At 64.6% G+C, this 14,792-nt stretch carries 14 protein-coding genes and 1 pseudogene; 11 read left to right on the top strand and 4 right to left on the bottom strand.

The genetic code is table 11. The features are described 5' to 3' along the window. Positions 1-29 precede the first annotated feature (29 nt). Positions 30-626, bottom strand: coding sequence for a TetR/AcrR family transcriptional regulator (locus AB4079_RS09450; RefSeq protein ID WP_441787038.1), 597 nt, complete (start codon positions 624-626; stop codon positions 30-32). A gap of 150 nt (positions 627-776) precedes the next feature. Here AB4079_RS09450 and AB4079_RS09445 point away from each other — a divergent pair, with 150 nt between their 5' ends. The 6 genes from AB4079_RS09445 (at position 777) to AB4079_RS09420 (ending at position 6,765) form a co-directional block, all read left to right on the top strand. Further along, positions 777-2,135, top strand: coding sequence for an MFS transporter (locus tag AB4079_RS09445; RefSeq protein WP_441787037.1), 1,359 nt, complete (start codon positions 777-779; stop codon positions 2,133-2,135). Then, positions 2,132-3,748 (top strand): hypothetical protein, encoded by a 1,617-nt coding sequence (locus AB4079_RS09440; protein WP_441787036.1) that lies wholly within the window; start codon positions 2,132-2,134, stop codon positions 3,746-3,748. Before AB4079_RS09445 ends, AB4079_RS09440 begins: the two co-directional genes overlap by 4 nt. Positions 3,749-3,830: 82 nt before the next feature. Next, positions 3,831-4,553 carry a sugar phosphate isomerase/epimerase family protein gene (locus AB4079_RS09435; protein WP_441787035.1) on the top strand — a complete coding sequence of 241 codons (723 nt, stop codon included), beginning with the start codon at positions 3,831-3,833 and terminating at the stop codon, positions 4,551-4,553. Further along, a complete protein-coding gene (locus AB4079_RS09430) occupies positions 4,550-5,539 on the top strand; it encodes a hydroxyacid dehydrogenase (protein WP_441787034.1) in 990 nt (329 codons plus the stop codon). Before AB4079_RS09435 ends, AB4079_RS09430 begins: the two co-directional genes overlap by 4 nt. Positions 5,540-5,578: 39 nt before the next feature. Then, a complete protein-coding gene (locus AB4079_RS09425) occupies positions 5,579-6,493 on the top strand; it encodes a family 1 glycosylhydrolase (protein ID WP_441787033.1) in 915 nt (304 codons plus the stop codon). Then, on the top strand, positions 6,490-6,765 hold the full coding sequence (locus AB4079_RS09420) for a family 1 glycosylhydrolase (protein WP_441787032.1): 276 nt from the start codon (positions 6,490-6,492) through the stop codon (positions 6,763-6,765). Before AB4079_RS09425 ends, AB4079_RS09420 begins: the two co-directional genes overlap by 4 nt. 56 nt (positions 6,766-6,821) lie before the next feature. Here AB4079_RS09420 and AB4079_RS09415 read toward each other — a convergent pair whose 3' ends face one another. Then, positions 6,822-8,642 carry a flavin-containing monooxygenase gene (locus AB4079_RS09415; RefSeq protein WP_441787031.1) on the bottom strand — a complete coding sequence of 607 codons (1,821 nt, stop codon included), beginning with the start codon at positions 8,640-8,642 and terminating at the stop codon, positions 6,822-6,824. Positions 8,643-8,826: 184 nt separating this feature from the next. Here AB4079_RS09415 and AB4079_RS09410 point away from each other — a divergent pair, with 184 nt between their 5' ends. Then, complete coding sequence (locus AB4079_RS09410) at positions 8,827-9,279, top strand: MarR family winged helix-turn-helix transcriptional regulator (protein ID WP_441787030.1); 453 nt, start codon at positions 8,827-8,829, stop codon at positions 9,277-9,279. A gap of 47 nt (positions 9,280-9,326) precedes the next feature. Here AB4079_RS09410 and AB4079_RS09405 read toward each other — a convergent pair. Then, a pseudogene (locus AB4079_RS09405) lies at positions 9,327-9,545 on the bottom strand (ImmA/IrrE family metallo-endopeptidase); the annotation flags it as partial. 150 nt (positions 9,546-9,695) lie between these two features. Next, on the bottom strand, positions 9,696-10,340 hold the full coding sequence (locus tag AB4079_RS09400; protein WP_441787029.1) for an alpha/beta hydrolase: 645 nt from the start codon (positions 10,338-10,340) through the stop codon (positions 9,696-9,698). Positions 10,341-10,627: 287 nt separating this feature from the next. On the opposite strand from AB4079_RS09400, the gene AB4079_RS09395 reads away from it, so the two are divergent. The 4 genes from AB4079_RS09395 to AB4079_RS09380 are packed head-to-tail and all read left to right on the top strand — an operon-like array spanning position 10,628 to position 14,791. Further along, on the top strand, positions 10,628-11,821 hold the full coding sequence (locus AB4079_RS09395; protein ID WP_441787028.1) for an extracellular solute-binding protein: 1,194 nt from the start codon (positions 10,628-10,630) through the stop codon (positions 11,819-11,821). Between the two features lie 39 nt (positions 11,822-11,860). Then, entirely contained in the window at positions 11,861-13,003 is a 1,143-nt protein-coding gene (locus AB4079_RS09390) for an ABC transporter ATP-binding protein (RefSeq protein WP_441787027.1), read from the top strand. Further along, the gene (locus AB4079_RS09385) at positions 12,996-13,910 is read left to right on the top strand and encodes an ABC transporter permease (protein WP_441787026.1); all 915 of its coding nucleotides are present in this window, start codon (positions 12,996-12,998) and stop codon (positions 13,908-13,910) included. Before AB4079_RS09390 ends, AB4079_RS09385 begins: the two co-directional genes overlap by 8 nt. Further along, on the top strand, positions 13,910-14,791 hold the full coding sequence (locus tag AB4079_RS09380; protein WP_441787025.1) for an ABC transporter permease: 882 nt from the start codon (positions 13,910-13,912) through the stop codon (positions 14,789-14,791). The genes AB4079_RS09385 and AB4079_RS09380 overlap by 1 nt, the downstream gene beginning before the upstream one ends. Position 14,792 lies beyond the last annotated feature (1 nt).

Below are 14,792 nucleotides of genomic sequence, written 5' to 3'. Positions count from 1 at the left end.
GCCACAGCCGGCGCTTCGCTGTCGATTCGTCAGTCGCGCACGCGAGTCCGAAGAATTAGGTCGGTGAACCGTCCGGCGGCCGCGACCACGTCCGTCTCGGGACTCACCAGCCACTCGAGCCGCAAGCCGTCGAGCACCGCGCGGTAGAGGGTCGCGCGGGTCTCTGGGTCGAACAACCCGACGGTGACGTTGTCCGGATTCGCTGCCACGAGTTCCACCTGCCGGCGAAATCGTGCATGTCGCTCCCGAAAGTACTCGTGCGCGGGGTGCGTCGGGTCGCTTGAGGCGACCACGAGCGCGAGCCACTGGCGGGCTTTGTCGCGGTCGTCGGTCGCCCGCCGGACGAGGGTCTCGATGACCTCACGGTCGGACGCGCCCTGCGCGATGATGGCGCTCACCTCACGGTGGTCCTGCTGCTCGGCGTTCTCCAGCGCGGCAAGGAGTAGCTCTTCCTTCGAGGAGAAATGTGAAAGCAGCCCAGCGTGAGACATGCCGGCCCGCGCGGCGATGTCGCGAAGCGATGCTCGCTCGAACCCGTGCGTGCCCACGCTCTCGATCACTGCTTCGAAGAGTGCTTCGCGGCGGGAGGTTGCGCGGGCATTCACGGCGTGCACCGTCGTCGACATCCGCACCTCCACTGCGACGGTCCGCCTCGAACCCCCGCTTCCACCCATAAGTCTAAGCACCGAGTCAAGAAAGCGCTTGCCCTTAGGTTACCACTATGGTTAGCTAACTCCAGCCCGAAATGGGCGAGTTCCGCGGACGAAGGAGTCGAAATGGCGGAGGACAAGACCGAAGCTAGTGAGGTCGAAACGATCGCAGAGGACCTGGCCTTTTCGGCGGAGGCCACCGGTGTGGCCCCAGCTGGCCCGACCGTCGTGAGTTCCGCACAGCCGGAACTCGAGAAGATGTCCGGATGGCACATCGCGCTGCTCACACTTGCGAGTTTCGGCGGCGGCTTGGCGTTCATCGTGCCGCTCTCGTACTCGCTGGCTCTGCAGATCGACCGGCTCGCCCCTGGCCACGAGGGGTTGCTGGGCGTCGCAACGGGCGTCGCGTCCGCCATCATCGTCGTCACTGGCCCCTTGACGGGTATGTGGAGCGACCGTGTCCGGTCGCGGTTGGGTCGTCGTCGTCCCTTCATGATCGCGGGCGTGATCATCGGTCTGGCGGCGTTGTTCGTCATCGGTCAAGCACAGAGCGTCCTGGTCGTCATGGTGACCTGGGTGTTCGCCAACTTCGGCTGGGGACTTGTGCTGTCGGCGGTTCAGGCCATTCAGGCTGACCGGATCCCCGATCGACAGCGCGGGAAGGCATCCGGGCTCATCGGCATGACCGGTCAGGTCGCCCCGATCTTCGGTGTCGCGCTCGCGTCGGCTCTCCACGGCAATGTCTTCCTCATCTTCATCCTTCCGGGAATCATCGGCACCGTCTTCATCGCCGGCTACCTCTTCTTCGGTGGCGAGGCAAGCTCGGTTGGAATGCCGAAGTCGGCGAAGGCCATCTCTGCGCGCAGCATCTTCGCGGCATACGTCTTCAGCCCACGGGCGTACCCGGACTTCGCCTGGAACCTGCTCGGCCGGTTCCTCTTCTTCTTAGGGCTCTACGCGAACACCGCCTTCTCGACGTTCTTCTACTCGCAACGGCTGAACCTTCCTGTCGCCGACGTCGCCGGGACCGCCGCGATCATCGGGATGATCGGCGTAGTGGCGGGCGCGCTCGGCGCTATCGGCGGCGGCTTCCTTTCGGACAAGCTCGGACGCAGGAAGCTTTTCACCGCGATCGGCGCGTTGCTCTTCGCGCTCGGTGCGAGCATCGAGGCGTTCGCCTTCTCCTTCTCCGCACTGGTGGTCGGATCGCTCATCATGAACCTCGCGATAGCCGCGTTCGTGGCTGTGGACCAGGCGATCGTCATCGCCGTTCTGCCCTCGCGCCAGGAGGCCGGCCGCTACATGGCCATCATCACCTTTGCCCAGAAGATCCCCAGCGCGATCGCGCCACTCCTCGGTGCAGTGCTCATCGGCATCGGGGCGGTCGCCGGTCACGCCAACTACACCCTGCTCTACCTTCTCGGCGGCCTGTGCGCGCTCCCCGGCGGGATCATAGTGCTCGCCAAGGTGAAGGCGGTCCGATGAGCGCGGACGCCGGTGCGAGCGCCGCCGCAGAGACGGCGAATCCAACGGTGTCGGTCGGTCGTGTGCTCTCCGAGTGGGCAGCCGCACCGCTGACGAACGATCGCATCGGCGATTGGCGACGGGCAGGCTACCGTCGAGGTGTCTGGCCGCCTGTCGAGCCCAAGCGCGTGGTGAGCGCTGCGGAACGAGGCATTGTCCCCGGCGATGCGGAAGTCTCCGGAGCGCTTCAAGAACTTCTCGACGAGCTTGAAACGGACGGCGGAGTGCTCGAGCTCAATGCCGGCCGGTACATCCTGGACAACCCCCTGCTCGTCCACGGTTCGCACGTCGTCATCCGTGGTCGCGGAAGTGACCGGACGACGCTGTATTTCAGCAGGACCCTCGAGGAGTCGCTCGGTGCGGCCCCGTTGAACGGCAGCAGCGGGTGGTCGTGGAACGGCGGGAACGTATTCTTCATCAGCCGGGAGCGATTCCGTTCGAGCACGCAAGCGTCGTGGGCCGGTGTGCGGCCGAACCGCGAAGGATGGCTGACCGGAGACATCCTCGGCTCGATTCGCCCGGCTGAGCGCGGCTCCTATCAGCTGGAGGTCGACGGGATCGTCGGGCTGAGAGCCGGCGATCTCATTCTGGTGGAAGTCGACGACGACGAGAATCACGCACTGCTGCGCAGCATGGCGGGCGACATCCCGGGCGCGGAGTCGTACAACTGGGACACCCGCGCGGCGACGATCGCCGGACCGGAGCGATTCGGGGACTTCGACGCCTGGCAGTGGCCGGTGCGCGTCATGGCCGTCGACGGAGTGAATGTTCGACTGGAGCAGCCGCTGAAGCTGCCGATCAGAACAGCTGCTCGCATCCGAGCGCTCCTCCCGAGTGTGCACGACAGCGGTGTCGAAGGTGTCACGATCGAGAATCACTTGCGCGTCCAGACCTCGCACAACGTGAACCCGGGCTCAAACGGTGTCGGATTCCAGGCCGTTTCCGATTGCTGGGCGCGCGATGTTCACGTGGTCAACGCCGACGTTGCCTTCGCGCTGACCGCGGCGAAGTCGTGCCAGCTCTCCGGCGTCTCGGCGGGTGGTCGCTCGCTGCACCACTTCGTCGCCTGCCGGGTGCAGTCTCACGACAACCTGATCGAAGACTTCCGGCTGGACGATTTCACGGTCCCAGCCGTCCAGGGCAGCTATCTGCACGGCCTCAACGTCGAGGGCTACTCGAGCGGAAACGTCTATCGGCGTGGCGTAATGCACACCGGCACTTTCGACTCGCACCGGCAGCTCCCGTTCGAGAACCTCCGCACTGCGATCACCCTGACGAACAAGGACGCGGTTCCCGGCGGAGCGCTCGACGGGGGGCCATACTTCGGGGCCCGCACCGTGAACTGGGGAATCAACGTGACCAACGGAAACAACCTGTGCGTGGACATCACGGACATGGCGCCGTCGTCGTTGACGGCCGGCATCACCGGACTCAAGGTGCGCGGATCCATCCTTCCCCGCGTCGGACTCGACTTCGAGGAACCGCTCGGATCCGACGCCATCGACTTCGGAGAGGACCTCGGGCCTCTCCGCGATCTCCTGGAGGTGCAGCGTGACATCGCTCCGATCATCTGACGACCTCGTCCCGAACGCCGCCCGACACCGGCCGCGGATCGGTCTGTGCTCGGTGACCTTCCGTGCCGATGATCCGGAAACGGTGATCGAACGGGCCGTGGCTGCCCGTGTCCAGTCCATCGAATGGGGCTCCGACGTCCACCTCCCAGCAGGGGACATCGCTCTCGCGACTCGTGTCGGTGAAGCGACGCGAGCCGCCGGCATCGAGGTCTGCTCGTACGGCTCGTACATTCGCTTCCCGTGGGCTCAAGGGCCGGCCGAGTCGATCGAGCCGGTGATCGAGAGCGCTCGCGCGCTCGGAGCCCCACGGATCCGGATCTGGGCCGGACCGAGCGACTCCGCCAAGGCGGACGCGGTCTCCCGCGCCGCCACCACAGCCGAGCTCGTCCGCATGGCCGAGCTCGCTGCAGAGGCATCGATCGAACTGGCAGTGGAGTTCCACAGTGGCACCCTGGCCGATACGGCCGCATCCACGCTGCAGCTGCTCGACGAACTGCCGTCGAATGTCAGCACCTATTGGCAGCCGCGGGTCGGCGCGCCGGACGCGGCGGCGCTGGACGACCTGGATGCGCTTGCGGCTCGCGTCTCCACGGCGCACGCATTCTCTTGGGGGGCCGCCTTCGATCGGCATCTTCTCGCGACGCGGCCCGGCCTCTGGTCTCAGGCGTTCGAGCGGATCGTGCGGCTGCCGAAGGTGACGGATGTGCTCGTCGAGTTCCTACCAGGCGACGATCCCGCGCTGCTCGACAGCGAAGTCCACCAGCTCGAAGACTGGCGGTTCGCCGCCCGTGAAGGAAATTCATGACCCGCGTCCTGCTGGCCGTCCATCCGCGGGTTCGTCGACTTGTGCTCGCGCCGGGAGCGCTGCACGTCGCTAAGGGGATTCAGTTGGTCGACCTTGAAACAGCTCCCTGGGAGTCGGGCTGGGCCGCGGACGCTGAGGCCGACGTCGTTGTCACGGGATGGGGAACTCCCGCGATCGACGAGGCGGCATTGGATGGGATGCCCTCCTTGCGTGCGATCCTCCACATCGGAGGGAGCATCCGCGAGGTGGTCGATGCCGATGTCTGGAGCAGAGGCGTGACGGTGGTGACGGCGGCGGAGGTCAACAACGAGGCAGTGGCCGACTTCGTCGCAGCCCAGTTCCTGCTTGCTGTGAAAGGAGCGCACAGCGCTGCGCGGACGATGTGCGAGACCGGGATCCTGCCGGGGCCCGGCGCGGCAGCCGGCTCGTATCGACAGTCTGTCGGGCTCGTCTCCTACGGCTCCGTCGCACGCAAAGTACGCCAGCGCGTGCGCCGGTACGAGGCTCGCGTCCTCGCCTGGGACCCTTTCGTGGACGACGATGTGTTCTCCGCCGAGGAGGTCGAGCGCGTCGCCGCTCTAGAAGCACTCTTCGAGCGGTCCCGGGTCGTCAGTGTGCACGCCCCCCTCATCCCCGGCGAGACGGAGAATCTGATCGGCAGCGATCTGCTCGAGCGGCTCCCTCAGGGAGCAGCGTTCATCAACACCGCGCGGGGAGCGCTCGTGGACGAGACCGCCCTGGCGGATGTGCTCGCGAGGCGCGGAGATCTGCTTGCCGTGCTCGACGTGACCTGGCCTGAGCCGCCGGCGGCGGACTCGCCGCTCTACACGTTGCCGAACGTCATCCTCACCGGCCACACGGCCGGTTCGGTCGGCTCCGAGAACCTCCGCTTGGGTGAGTCGATCGCGCGCGCACTTGCCTCCATCGCCGACGGGCGGGTGCCGGATCACGCCGTCGGCCGCGCACAAGCCCTCCTGCGCGCCTGATCCCTCCGGAACGACACGAGAGAGAGAGAGATCGATAGCATGACCGAAAATCGCACATTTCTCTGGGGGGCTTCGAGCTCGCCGCACCAGATCGAGGGCAACAACGTCAACAGCGACTGGTGGGAGCGCGAACGGCGGATGCCGGGCATGGAGCGCAGCGGCGATGCCGTGGACAGCTACCACCGCTTTGCGGAGGACATGCGATTGCTCGCGGACGCCGGCCTCAACGCGTACCGGTTCGGGATCGAGTGGGCGCGCATCGAACCGATTCCCGGCGAAGTCTCCCGCTCCGAGCTGGCCCACTACCGGCGCATGATCGACACCGCGCGAAATCTCGGACTGCAGCCGGTCATCACGCTCAACCACTTCACCAGCCCGCGCTGGTTCGCGGAGGCAGGCGGCTGGATGGCGCGCGATTCCGCAGACCGATTCAGTTCCTTCGTTGCCGCGGCCAGCGCCATCCTCGGCGATGTGAAGTGGGTGGCGACCATGAATGAGCCGAATATGCTCGCCATGATGGTCGGCCTGCAGGTGGCGATGAAGCGCGGCGAACTGCCGCCGGAATGGAAGAGTCCGACGATCGACGACGAGCGTCACCCGACGCTCCCTGTCCCCGACCCGGAAGTGGGCGACAGGCTGATCGAGGCTCACGTGGCGGCACGCGACATCCTGCGCCAGCGGACCGACGCGAAGGTGGGGTGGACGGTGGCCAACCGTGCGTTCGAAGCCCGACCAGGCGCGGAGGCTGTACTCGAGGAGTTGCAGTTCAGCTGGGAAGACAAGTACCTCGAGGTCTCCAAGGACGACGATTTCGTCGGCGTTCAGTCCTACTCGGCCCAATGGGTGGGGATGGACGGCATCGAGCCCCACCCGCCCGCGTCCGACAACACACAGGTCGGAACGTCCTTCCGGCCGGATGCACTCGGCCTGGCAGTCCGACACACCACGAGGTGACGGACGGCACCCCGATCCTGGTCACTGAGAATGGAATAGCCACGGATGACGACGAGCGCCGGATCGCCTACACCGAGCAGGCCCTGCTCGGCCTCGGGTCCGCGATTCAGGACGGGGTCGACGTCCGTGGCTACCTGCATTGGAGCCTTCTCGACAACTACGAGTGGGGATCGTGGCGCCCGACATTCGGCCTGATCGCCGTGGACCGCGAGACCTTCGTGCGCACGCCGAAACCGAGTCTCGCTTGGCTGGGAGAGCTGGCACGCCGATAACTGACCCGATCAGCCCGAAGGCCAGCGGCGCGATGTGTCATTCCAGCTGAGCCGGGTCACGGGAGGGCGACCAAGTCGTTGGCGCTCACGAGTACGTCGCCCATGTCACCCTTCCGCCACTTCTCAAGCAGGCGGTGGAACACGATCGGCCCCGGGCTGAACGTCATGCCGGTCGCCGAGGCCGTGCCCTCGCCGTTGTAGTACCCCGGGGTGCAGGCCGCCGCGAAGGCACGCATGTCCGCGGACGTCTCGTGCACGGTCCGCACCCACGCGTCCTCCGCCTCAACTGTCGGCTCGACGCGGATCGCGCCGACCTCGTAGCTGCGCGCGATCACGGCGGCGATGTGCTCGGCCTGGCGTTCCAGGATGTGCACGAAGTTGACCGAGTTCGCGTTCTGGAGTGCGCCGAGCTGCATGAGGTTGGGGAAGCCGTGCGTGTAGAACCCGTGCAGCGTGCGCGGGCCGCGTGCCCATGCTTCGAGTAGGGAGGAGCCGTCGCGGCCGATAACCGGAAGGGTGCCCGACAGCACCCCCGAGAGGCCGGTCTCGAAGCCAGTGGCGAAGATGACGCAGTCGACCTCGTATTCGCTGTCACCGACGACGATGCCCGTCTGGGTCATCCGGGAGATCCCGCCTGCGTCAGCTGTGTCGACGAGAGTGACGTTCGGCTTGTTGTACGCCTGGAGATACAGGTCGCTGAAGCCGGGACGCTTACACATGTAGCGATACCACGGCTTGAGGGCTTCGGCGGTGGCCGGATCGTCGACGACCTCCTCGACGCGGCGCCGGAGTCGCTCCATCGTCTGGGCGTCGGTGAGCTCATCCTCCAACTCGCGCTGCTCGGCCGGGACGCTCGTGTCGACGGCACCGGAGAGCATCTTGCGTTGAAGCTGCACCGTCTTCGTCCAACCGTCCGTGACGAGCAACTCCTCGACCGGTTCGCCGGCGAGCACCGTCAGGAAGTTATCCATCCGCTCCTGCTGCCAGCCTGGCTTCAGGGACGCCGCCCAGGCGGGGTCGGTCGGCCGATTGTCACGGACATCGACCGTAGAGGGGGTGCGCTGGAAGACGAAGAGGTGGCCGGCATCCTCGGCAACGTGAGGGACGACCTGGAGTCCGGTCGCGCCCGTGCCGACCACTGCCACCTTCTTGTCGGCTAGGCCCGTGAGGCCGCCGGTTTGGTCGCCTCCGGTGTAGCCGTAGTCCCACCGACTCGTGTGGAACGTGTGGCCGGTGTACGTCTCGATGCCGGGGATGCCGGGGATGCCCGGGAGCTTCGGCTGCGTCAGTGTGCCGGAGGACGTGATGACGAACCGCGCACGCATCCGGTCGCCGCGGTCGGTCTCGACCAGCCACTCGTTCTCTTCCTCGTCCCAGGTCAGAGCTGTGGCGCGAGTCTGGAAGACGGCGTCGCGATAGAGGTCGAACTTCTCGGCAATGGCGACGGCGTGTCGACGGATCTCCTCGCCGGGTGCATATCGCCACTTCGGCATCGTGCCGACCTCCTCCAGCAGCGGCATGTAGATATACGACTCGATGTCACAGTGGATGCCCGGGTATCGGTTCCAGTACCAGGTACCTCCCACGTCGCCCGCCTCGTCCATGATCCGGACGGATCCGACGCCGGCCTGGCGGAGCTTGGCCGCGGTGAGCAGGCCGCCGAAGCCCGCGCCGATCACCAGCACCTCGACGCGGTCGTCGAGCGGTGCGCGCTCGGTCGGCGGCGTGTATGGGTCCTTGGCGTAATACCCGAACTCGCCGGCGGCGCGGCGGTACTGCCGCGCGCCGTCCGGGCGCATGCGCCGCTCGCGCTCCGCGGCGTACTTCGCCCGCAGCGCCTCGAGATCGATGTCCTGATGGTCTGCCGAACTGGTCATCTGGTTCCTTCTCGCTTACGCGGAGCGCGCCGAGAACCGGGATGGGCGCGCACGCCGACCCACGCCGGCTCGGGTGACGACGATGAGCTCCCGACACGGCTCCGGATCGAATGCTTGCGAGAAAAGCTTAGCCTCGCACTAACTAATCCATCCTGTGTTTCGACTGGGACTGTACGGTGAAGTCATGTCGGAAGAGGGCCGGGGCGAGCTTCTGCGTCACATCGAGGCGTTGACCCTGGCGATCGCCATCCGCTCGGTTCCCCGGATGCTGCAACCCTTGCTTGCCACCGATCTCACCATTCATCAGCTCAAAGCGCTCACCGTCGTCGTCACCAGCGAGGAGGGCGCGGCGACGAACGAACTGGCCGCGACCTTCAGTGTGTCGATGGCGTCGATGTCGAAGCTGATCGATCGACTGGTCGAGCAGGGACTGGTGACGCGGTCGACCGACACCGCCGATCAGCGGATTCGCCGGGTGACGGCAACGGAACTCGGGCGTGCGGCGGTGCGTCAGCTGATGGGCGAGCGGCCCGAGCTCGGAAGCGACGTTCTCGGGGGCCTCAGCCTGTCCGAGCTGCGGGCACTCGAGACTGGGCTCGCCGGCATCAGCCGCGAGTTGGCCGCGCGCGGCCACTGAGGCGAGATACCTATTGGCGGAAAGGTCGATCCGTCTTCCCAGCTAGTTCAATCTGATCGCGCAACGCATCCGACGGCACGACGGCAAGCAGCTTTTTCAATGCGGGTGGATTCGGCTTCCACTTCTATCCGCCCACGGTGCTGCCGGTACTCGTCGAGGTTGTCGGCGTGGCCGAGGTGAATGTGTGCTGCCTCGTGGATGAGGGTCTTGGCGGCTAGGCCGGGTGCGAGGTTGCGGTGGAGGACGACGGTGTTGCGGTCGCGGTCGGTGTAACCGTTGGCATGCGGCCTATGTCGCGGTGTCGCCGTGACCGAAAGGCCGGTATACGCAGCCGATCATTGGCGCGATCTCAACGCAGGGTGGCTCGGCAGGAGCGCAATCACAGTAAGCCGTCAACGACAGTGATGACTCCGACTTCAGTGGAGATTCTGAAGGGTCTGTGAGAGCCACCTTGCGCACAGTTCTGTCCAGTCCCGCGTTCCTGCGATGCCCTCGGCTAGGCCCACTCCATGTTTGCCTGCCCGATAAACATGGAGCTCGAAGTCAACCTCAGCGACGGATAGCGCATGAGCGAGTCGAAGGCTGTGCTCTAGTGGCACCGACGCGTCTTCCGCGGTGTGCCAGATAAAGAACGGGGGAGCATCCCGGCGGGCGAGCAGTTCGAGTGACGCCGCTCGCCTCTCCTCCTCGGTCGCATCGCGGCCGAGGAGGTTCTCACGCGAGATAGCGTGATGCTCGGTCATCATCGACACGACCGGATATGCAAGAACGACTGCGTCTGGACGGGTGGGTTCGGCGAGGGTGAGCGCGGCTTGACCGGCAAGATGTCCGCCGGCGGAGAAGCCAAGCAGCACAACGGTTTTGACGCCTTCAGCGCGAAGCTCCGCAATGCGACCTTCCACGGCGTGAAGGGGGGCGGGGTGCCGAGCTGGCACGGGGTACCAGAGCACGGTCGCTTCGTATCCGAGCGTGCGCAACCACTGCGCGACGGGCTCTCCCTCATGAGGAGCATGGCGTTGATAGCCGCTACCGGGTAGGACGATGATGTGCACGCTTGACATGTCAACCAGGGTAACGAACTGAAATCGTGATGGTTCACTTTTTCACCCGATGCTCCTCAGAAATGGGCAATGAGCAAGTCGATGCAATTCTGATCCTGCCGCAACATATTGGCGAATCTGGATACCTTTGACATTAGGGTGAACGATCACTATTCTGATGAGCAGTCCTCGCGGCATCCGACATCGACGATCATCAGAGATGGGCTGCGAAGTACAGCGTCGTATTTACGAAAGGGACCCCCGTGGCACACAGCAGTGACACCAAGCGAGTCGGCCGAAAGATCGGCATGTTCGCATCCATCGTCGTCGTGGCCGCTCTTGGCCTGACCGCATGCAGCGCCCCGAGCGCTCCGACAGCGGCATCGACCTCGACAGCCAAGCCGGCCAAGCCGAGCAAGCCCATCCAGCTCACCATCCTCGATGGCGGCGGCGACCTCAAGGGAGGTGGTCAGGCTGCGATTGACGCGTTTGTGAAGGCCAACCCTGACCTTGTTTCCAGCGTCTCCTATCAGACGGCAGCGGCGACCGATGTCGCCGGCAAGCTCCTCGCGCAGTCTTCAGGCGGTGCAGTCACCACCTCGCTGGTACTCGGCGGTCCGGATGTACTCGGTTCTCTGCAGAAACAAAAGCTGCTAACGACCCAGCTTCCCGCATACGCGTCCAGCCTTCCGGATTTCACGAAGATCCAGGACGCCGGTCGATCGAACTTCCAGAAGGCTAGCAACGGCCAGGGAATCCTGATCAATTACGACCAGAACGGGCCCTTTATCGACTACCAGTCGCCCGTCACGTCCTCGGATGCCCCGAACACGCCACAGGCTCTCCTCGCGTGGGCCAAGGCCAACCCGGGCAAATTCTCGTACGCGCAGCCTGCCAACTCCGGTTCGGGACGGGCGTTTATCGAGACGCTTCCCTACATTCTCGGTGACAGCGACCCGTCCGAGCCGGTTCATGGTTGGACCAAGACCTGGGCCTACCTGAAGGATCTCGGCAAGTACGTCACCAGCTACCCGTCGAGTTCATCGCTGCTTGCCCAGCAGTTTGGCGGCGGCCAGCTTCAGGTGATTCCGACGGTCATCTCTCACGACATCTCGTTCCGCAAAGCGGGAACCTACCCTGCTGGTACGGGTATCACGCTGTTCAAGAACCAGAACTGGATCACGGACGGCCACTACTCGATGATCCCGGCCGGCGTCAGCCCGGAGACGCTGTACGTGGATCTGAAGCTCGAGTCCTACATGGTAGGTGAGGAAGCGCAGAAGCAGCGCCTGAGCACCGGTGTGCTGACGACGGCGAACAAGAACGTGACCACCGACAACTCGGGTGACGAGGTGAAGGCGTTCGTCGAGCAGTGGGGCCGCCCGGACTTCTACCCGGAGGCTCTGAAGACCGGCAAGGTTCGGGTTCCGCTGACGCCGGATGCGCTGCAGAATGCCTTCACGATTTGGCAGCAGAACATCGGCAGCTCCGTCGGCCAGTAACGACCATCATCCGCAACTCAATGGAAATCCGGTAAGACAATGACCACCACCTCGATCCGAGCGACCAAGAAGCATCAGTTCGAGCGACTGCAGATGCGGAACGTGTCGCGGTCATACAGCAAGGGAAGCTTCGCGCTGACCGATCTGGACCTTAGCCTCGGACGGGGAGAGTTCGTTGCCCTCCTGGGCCCCTCGGGGTGCGGAAAGTCGACCGCGCTGGCATGCATGGCCGGACTGCAGCCGCTGACCAGCGGTTCCATCTGGCGTGATGATCAGCGCATTGACAACCTCCCTACCGAGAAGCGCGGCTTCGGAATGGTGTTCCAGAATTACGCGCTCTTCCCGCACATGACCGTGCAGAAGAACGTCGAATTTGGGCTCAAGATGCGAAAGGTGGCGCGCCCCGAGCGCGCCACCCGGGCATCAAGGACCCTAGAGCTCGTGCAGCTGAGCGAGCACGCCGGGAGGTTGCCAGCACAACTCTCCGGTGGTCAGCAGCAGCGCGTGGCGATCGCCCGGGCGCTGGCAATCGACCCCGAGATCGTGCTCATGGACGAGCCACTCTCCAACCTGGACGCTTCGCTGCGCGTGGAACTCAGGACCGAGATCAAGCGGCTCTACCAGGAGCGCGGGCTCACGGTGCTGTACGTGACGCACGACCAGGAGGAAGCGCTGTCGCTCGCGACCCGCCTGGTTGTGCTGCGCGCCGGCAAGCTTGAGCAGACCGGCACCCCGGAGGAGGTATACACCAACCCCGTCTCGGCGTACGTCGCCGGCTTCATGGGATACCGCAACCTCTTCAGTGCCGTCGCCTCGGCGTCGCGCTCGGACGGAACCATTGAGGTCGACCTCAACGGCCAGCGGCTGCTCGGGACGTTCAGGTCTCCCGGCGCGCCCCAGCCCGGAGCGAAAGTCACGGTCGCCATCCGACCGGAGGACGTCAAACTCAGCGCAGGGACCGCGGCCGATGGACTCGAGGTGATCGCCGAGGTCGTGGAGTACCACGGTCGAGAGCTCGCCGTGCAGACCCGAACCCGGGGCGGCATCGTTATCCACCTCCGCACCGGCGAGCAGGTCAGCGCTGGGAACGATGTGCGGCTCCAGATCTCGCCCGATCGCGTCCTCGTCTACTCGGACGAGGCACACATCGACGAGGAAGGGCAGGTGAAAACCGTTGGCTAGCGCAACCACCGCGTCGAGCGGCAACGCGTCTGCGGCCAGACAGCCGCTTAGGCACCGTCTCTCCGAGCGAGGAATCGACTGGAGCCTCCTGCTCCTACTGCCGGCGATTCTCGTGCTCGCAGGGCTCTTTCTGTATCCGTTCCTGTACGGAATCTCAATCTCGTTCCAGCCCCGTTCGGGCGGTCCGTTCCAGAACTACATCGACTTCTTCACTAACCCTTATCAGGTGAGCTCGATCCTCCGGACGCTGACGCTCGCCGTTCCTGTTGCCCTGTTCAGCGTGGTGTTCGCTGCCCCGATCGCCTATCAGGCGCGCCGTGATTTCCGCGGGCGTAAGACGATCACCCTGCTCATGATGCTGCCGCTCACGTTCGGCAGCATCCTCATCGCTCAGGGCATGAGCCGGGCGTTCGCCCCGTTTGGGTGGATCAACTTGGCACTGAAGGCACTGGGCCTGCCACAGGGAAACTTTCTTTATAACTACTGGGGCACGTTCATCGCCGCCGTGCTGACCACGGCGCCGTTCGCCTTCCTCATGATGATGGGCTTCTTCGGCGGGATCGACCGCTCTCTGGAGAACGCGGCGGCAAGCCTCGGGGCGAGCCGGTCGGCTCGCTTTTGGCAGATCATCTTTCCGCTCGCGCTGCCCGGTGTACTTACTGCGCTGATGCTGGCACTGGTGGAGTCGTTTGCGATCTTCCCCTCGGCGATTCTCGTCGGCCAGCCCGATAACCAGACCCACGTACTCACGATCCCGATCTACCAGGCAGCCGCACAACAGTCCGACTACACCGCGGCCTCCGCTATCGCGATCGTCCTAACGATCATCGAACTCATTGTGCTCGGTGTGATGACATTGATCCGATCCCTGCTCTACAAGGGCCCCGCCGTCGGAGGAAAAGGCTAATGGCGACTACGACACCCTTCATCTCTGCCAAGTCTCGATCCGGGGGGCCGCGGCCGCGGATGCTCTCCCGCTTCAGCCTCACCTCATTTATCACTTGGTTCGCGGCAGCATGCTTTATCGCCGTACTGTTCGCCGTGCTGCTCTCGGTGATCGTCGCCTCGTTCGCACAGAGTTGGGGCGGAACCTGGTGGCCGACAACCTTTACATTCGACTGGATCAAAGAAGTCCTCGAGATCCCGCAGTTCAAGCCCTCGATCATCACCACATTCGAAGTGGCCATCGCTGACGTATTCCTTGCACTGGTCATCGGCGTCCCAGCGGGATATGTCCTCGCTCGCAAGAAGTTCCCAGGACGCTCCGCGGTGATGTTGGCGATTCTGATGCCGGTCGTGCTGCCGACCCTCACCTATGCGGTGCAACTCGCCGCACTTATGTACCGGTTCGGTCTCGGCGGCAGCCTGCTTGCTGTCATCCTCGTCAACCTGGTGCCAATCCTCCCGCTTGTAGTCCTCATCACGGTTCCGTTCGTCGAGCAGATCTCGCCGCAAGTTGAGAACGCGGCGCGCGTGTTCGGAGCAAACAATTGGCGGTTGTTCAAGGACGTGCTCATCCCGCTGTTGGCCCCGGGAATCGTAGCCGCCGGCGTTCTCGCCTTCGTCCGGGTGCTCGGGTCTTTCGACCTGACGTTCTTCGTTGCGGGTGCGGACACTCAGACGCTGGTGGTCACAATCTTCGGAGCCATGTCTAATCCAGGCGGAACTCCGGAAGGCCTGACGGCTGCAATGACGCTGTTCTACATGATCATCGCCTTCATTGGACTTGCCATTAGCCTCCGCTTCTCAAATCCGGCACAAGCACTTTCGTCGACCACGCGGCGCTAGA

The organism is Leifsonia sp. 2MCAF36 (genome assembly GCF_052115525.1).
Classification (GTDB): Bacteria; Actinomycetota; Actinomycetes; order Actinomycetales; family Microbacteriaceae; genus Leifsonia.
Note: the sequence above shows the minus strand (reverse complement) of the source record. Positions and strands in the feature narration are given on the sequence as shown.

Excerpts from the sequence above, each read along its gene's own strand:
- AB4079_RS09450 (WP_441787038.1), bottom strand. The coding sequence starts at position 626 with ATGTCGACGACGGTGCACGCCGTGAATGCCCGCGCAACCTCCCGCCGC.
- AB4079_RS09445 (WP_441787037.1), top strand. The coding sequence starts at position 777 with ATGGCGGAGGACAAGACCGAAGCTAGTGAGGTCGAAACGATCGCAGAG.
- AB4079_RS09440 (WP_441787036.1), top strand. The coding sequence starts at position 2,132 with ATGAGCGCGGACGCCGGTGCGAGCGCCGCCGCAGAGACGGCGAATCCA.
- AB4079_RS09430 (WP_441787034.1), top strand. The coding sequence starts at position 4,550 with ATGACCCGCGTCCTGCTGGCCGTCCATCCGCGGGTTCGTCGACTTGTG.
- AB4079_RS09425 (WP_441787033.1), top strand. The coding sequence starts at position 5,579 with ATGACCGAAAATCGCACATTTCTCTGGGGGGCTTCGAGCTCGCCGCAC.
- AB4079_RS09415 (WP_441787031.1), bottom strand. The coding sequence starts at position 8,642 with ATGACCAGTTCGGCAGACCATCAGGACATCGATCTCGAGGCGCTGCGG.
- AB4079_RS09410 (WP_441787030.1), top strand. The coding sequence starts at position 8,827 with ATGTCGGAAGAGGGCCGGGGCGAGCTTCTGCGTCACATCGAGGCGTTG.
- AB4079_RS09400 (WP_441787029.1), bottom strand. The coding sequence starts at position 10,340 with ATGTCAAGCGTGCACATCATCGTCCTACCCGGTAGCGGCTATCAACGC.
- AB4079_RS09395 (WP_441787028.1), top strand. The coding sequence starts at position 10,628 with ATGTTCGCATCCATCGTCGTCGTGGCCGCTCTTGGCCTGACCGCATGC.
- AB4079_RS09390 (WP_441787027.1), top strand. The coding sequence starts at position 11,861 with ATGACCACCACCTCGATCCGAGCGACCAAGAAGCATCAGTTCGAGCGA.
- AB4079_RS09380 (WP_441787025.1), top strand. The coding sequence starts at position 13,910 with ATGGCGACTACGACACCCTTCATCTCTGCCAAGTCTCGATCCGGGGGG.